This is a genomic window from Limnoglobus sp. (genome assembly GCF_059499385.1).
The window spans coordinates 1-4,287 of sequence record NZ_JCABYM010000018.1 but is presented as its reverse complement, the minus strand read 5'-3'; the positions used below and the strand labels follow the sequence as shown (position 1 = coordinate 4,287).

At 70.0% G+C, this 4,287-nt stretch carries 4 protein-coding genes; 3 read left to right on the top strand and 1 reads right to left on the bottom strand.

All coding sequences use genetic code 11. The annotated features are described in order from the left end of the window. Positions 1-8 precede the first annotated feature (8 nt). The gene (locus tag AC5JJ2_RS02740; RefSeq protein WP_495856428.1) at positions 9-1,205 is read right to left on the bottom strand and encodes a zinc finger domain-containing protein; all 1,197 of its coding nucleotides are present in this window, start codon (positions 1,203-1,205) and stop codon (positions 9-11) included. Positions 1,206-1,469: 264 nt separating this feature from the next. Here AC5JJ2_RS02740 and AC5JJ2_RS02735 point away from each other — a divergent pair, with 264 nt between their 5' ends. From AC5JJ2_RS02735 to AC5JJ2_RS02725, 3 genes are all read left to right on the top strand, one after another. Continuing rightward, entirely contained in the window at positions 1,470-2,246 is a 777-nt protein-coding gene (locus tag AC5JJ2_RS02735) for a HEAT repeat domain-containing protein (protein WP_495856427.1), read from the top strand. A 213-nt stretch (positions 2,247-2,459) separates the two neighbouring features. Next, on the top strand, positions 2,460-2,840 hold the full coding sequence (locus AC5JJ2_RS02730) for a rhodanese-like domain-containing protein (RefSeq protein ID WP_495856426.1): 381 nt from the start codon (positions 2,460-2,462) through the stop codon (positions 2,838-2,840). Between the two features lie 75 nt (positions 2,841-2,915). Continuing rightward, a partial coding sequence (locus AC5JJ2_RS02725; RefSeq protein ID WP_495856425.1) for a glycine dehydrogenase occupies positions 2,916-4,287 on the top strand: 1,372 nt, incomplete at its 3' end.

The following is a 4,287-nucleotide window of genomic DNA, read 5'->3' as shown; positions in this document are numbered from 1 at the left end:
GCCGGGCTTCAGTAGTAGTCCAGGTTCGCCCGCTTGTCGATGAACCGCTCCGGCGTAATCACCTCGACCACCTGTAGCAACACCTGGAATTCCGCCACCCACGCGAACGCGCACCAGAAGAAGTACGCGTTCAACAGCATCATCGCCGGCAGGCTCAGGAAAACGAACCCGAACCCCAGCCGGGACACGCCGATGATGATGAGTTGCCCGACGAACCCGACGATCACGACCCAGAACAGCCGGTACACGAACCGGATCGACTGGTGGCCCAGTTCCGGGGCCTTCCCCTCCATCGCGTAGTGGTTCGCCAGGATGCCGACGAGGGACAGCTTCGCGAACTCGAACCCGCCGGCGACCAGCAGCACGACGAACACGTGCGGGCCGAACACGTGCTGGCCGAACAGGACGATGAGCGGCAGGTTCGCAACCCCGCTGAGGTTGTTGAACAGGTTCGCCAGCAAGAGCGCGCTCAACAGGCCGGACTCCAGGTTGATGCCGCCGAACCCGGCGGACGCCAGCGAGATCGCCTGCGCGGTCAGTTGCAACAGGCCGAGCATCCCGACGGCGTGCAGCAGCATCACGACGAGGCCGCCGACGGCCATGTGCCGCATCTCCTTCGGCCCGGCGCAGCAGAACCCGAACCCGGCGGTGGTGAGCAGCCAGTGCAGCCCGACCCCGAGGACCGGCAGCCAGACGAACGGGTTGTCGCCGGACTGGAGGAACAGCGTGGAGATGAAGAACAGCGCGACGCCGAGCGGCGCGGCGCACGCGCTGACCGCGCCGTAGGCCATGAGCGAGATGCCGATCCGGGCCGGCCGGGCCTGCTCGCCGACCCGCTCCAACAGGGCTTCGAGCTTCTCGTCGTCCGTCCGCTTCGGCCGGCGGGGCTTCTCGCGGCCGTCGTCGCTGTCGTCCGCGACTTCCTCGAACTCTTCGACGACCTTCCCCCGGACCGTCTTCCCCCGCGGCGGGGGCGGCTCCGGCGGCTTCGCGACCGGCGGCGGGGGCGAAACCGGCGGCCGGGCGAACGGCAGCGGGATCGCGGGCTTGGCCGATGGCGGTGGCGACGGTGGCGGGACGGGAGCGGGGGTGGTCGCGGTTTGCAGGGCGAGGACCGTCTTGCACTGCGGGCAGCGGATGGTGTCGGCCCCCTCCGGCACGCGGAGCATGACCTGACACGTCGGGCACGTCACCATCACGGACATGCGAACCTCTGTCTTTTCCCGTCCGAGCGGCGTTAACTCCCCTTAACTTAGTCGCGCATTTGACGCCGCACAATCGGCACGCGCGAACTGTCCCGCACCGGCCCCGCGCCGGGGACGGAAATTCCAGTCCGGCGAGACGAGGAACCTGGGCAAAATCTCGCGAAAACGCCGGCCGGCGGGCCGGCGTAACCTATGGTCCATTGACCCGCCCGACGGTCGGTCCCCGCGACCCTTCCCTCCGCCCACGTGATACGGTCGTCATTCATGGAACAACTCTCGCCCCAGGTGATGCACCGGTTGGTGTTCACCGTGCTGATGCAACACCTGCCGGAGAGCCAGTGCTCGCCGGCCCTGCACCTGCTCTCGGACGCCCTCTCCCACAACCAAAGCCAGATCCGCGAACTGGCCGTCGTCGCCATCTCGGAGCTGCCGATCGGCGAGGCGAAGCGGGTCGAGGCGCTGGCCCCCGGCCTGCGGGACGCGTCCCCGCGGGTCCGCCGCCGGACCGCCCGCGCGATCGGCGACCAGGGGCCGGCCGCGCTGTCCGCCCTGCCGCTCTTGATGAACGGGCTGAAGGACCACGACCAAAGCGTCCGCCGCGACTGCGTCGGGGCGCTCGGCCGGCTGGGCGCGTCGGCCTACGCGGCCGTGCCGCTGATGATGCCGCTCTTGTCCGACGGCGACGTGCGGACCCGCGTGGTGACGGCCGTGGCCCTGAAGCGGATCGGTCGGGCGTCCGTCCCGGCGCTGTTGAACGGCCTGTTGTCCAACGACCCGGAACTCCGCGGCCGGTGCGTGACGCTGCTCGGGCAGATCGCGCCGGACGACGAGCGGGTGGCGCTGGCGCTGGCGGCGGTGAACGAGGACGCGGACGCGGACGTGCAGACGCGGATCGACGAGGCGATGCTGGCGGTCCGAACGCCGCCCCCGACGCCGATGCCGCTCCGCCAGCAGCTGACCGCGACGCCGCTGCACAGCCCGTCGCTGTCCCGGACGCCGCTCGCCCCGCCGAGCATGGAGCGGCTCGCGGCGAACCGCTGACCGAACGAGGACGAAACGCGGGCGGGCGGGGGCGATCCCTCGCCCGCCCGCGTTTTCGTTCCCGCCCTCCCCTTCCCTCGACTCCCCGGCCCCGCGACGCTACGTTAACTCCCGTTCGCCGACACGGGCACGCCGTCCGCGGCGACCCCCGACGCCTACACCCTCACACCTTTCGGCAGTAGCCGCGGCCCGGACCGCGAGGAGGCATTCATCATGGGCAAGCAGCACGCACCGGGGTTCCTGAAGATCGTCGCGGACGCGAAGACGCGGATCAAGGAATGCACCGTCGCGGACGTGAAGCGGCGGCTCGACGCCGGCGAGAAGCTGCTGCTCGTGGACGTCCGCGAGGAGAGCGAGTACGCGGCCGGCCACGTGCCGGGCGCGATGCACCTCGGCAAGGGCGTGATGGAGCGCGACGCGGAGGCGAAAATCCCCGACCCGGCGACGGAGGTGATCCTCTACTGCGGCGGCGGGTTCCGGTCCGCGTTGGCGGCGGACAACTTACAGAAGATGGGATACACGAACGTCGTCAGCATGGACGGCGGCTGGCGGGACTGGACGGCGAAGGGGCTGCCGGTGAGCCGGGATTCATAGAATGTCATTTACAACCTCTCGCGCCCTCGGACCCCGGCCGTCGTGCCGGGGTTTTGCGTTCACCCGGAGCCGGAATTGTCCGCGACCCTCGAAGACCTGTTCGCCCCCGACGAGTTCCACCCCCGACACCTCGGCGTCGATCCGCAAGAGGAGGCCGAGATGCTCGCGGCCCTCGGCGCGAAGTCGCGGGAGGAACTGATCGCGCAAACCGTCCCGGCCGGCATCCGGTTGAAGCAGCCGCTGACCCTACCCGCCCCGGCGTCGGAGGCCGACGCGCTCGCGGAGCTGCGCGAGCTGGCCGGCGAGAACGACGTGTGGCGGACCTTCATCGGGGCCGGGTACGCGAACACGCTCACGCCGGAGCCGATCCGCCGCAACGTGCTGGAGAACCCCGGCTGGTACACCGCGTACACGCCGTACCAGGCCGAGGTCGCCCAGGGGCGGCTGGAGGCGCTGCTCAACTTCCAACAGACGGTCATCGACCTGACCGGGCTGCCGGTCGCAAACGCCTCGCTGCTCGACGAGGCGACGGCCGCGGCCGAGGCGATGGCCGTCATCAAGCGGGCCGGCTCTTCATCATCGAACCGGTACTTCGTCGATGCCGGGACGCACCCGCAGGTGATCGCCGTCGTCCGCACGCGGGCGCACTGGATGGGAATCGAAGTCGTCGTCGGCGACCCGACCGCGCTCGACGCGGCGACGGTCTTCGGCGCGCACCTGCAGAACCCGGCGACCGACGGCGAGGTCCGCGACCTGACTTCCATCATCGAGAAGGTGCATTCCGCGGGCGGGAGGGTGTGCGTCGGCACGGACCTGCTGGCGTGCGTGCTGCTCAAGCCACCGGGCGAGATGGGGGGGGACATCGCCGTTGGGAACAGCCAGCGGTTCGGCGTGCCGCTCGGGTTCGGCGGGCCGCACGCCGCGTTCATTTCCGCGACGCAGGACCTGGTGCGGCTGCTGCCGGGCCGGATCATCGGCGTGTCGAAGGACGCGGCCGGGCACGTCGCGTACCGGATGTCGCTGCAGACGCGGGAGCAGCACATCCGCCGGGACAAGGCGACGAGCAACATCTGCACCGCCCAGGCGCTGCTGGCGAACATGGCCGGGTTCTACGCCGTGTACCACGGCCCGGCCGGGCTGAAGCGGATCGCGACGCGGGTTCACGCGCTTACGAAGCTGCTCGCCGAGGCGGTGCCGCCGCTGCACGACTCGTTCTTCGACACATTGGCGTACAAGCCGGCGGACGTGGCCGCGGTCAAGGCTCGAGCCGAGGCGCAGGCGATCAACCTGCGGTACTTCCCGGACGGCCGTGTCGGGGTGACGTTCGACGAGACGACGACGCTACAAGACGTGGCGGACGTGGCGGAGGTGTTGACTGGTTTCTCTCCCTCCCCCCTTGGGGGGGAGGGCCGGGGAGGGGGGTCGGGGAGTGCAACCACTCAAGGAA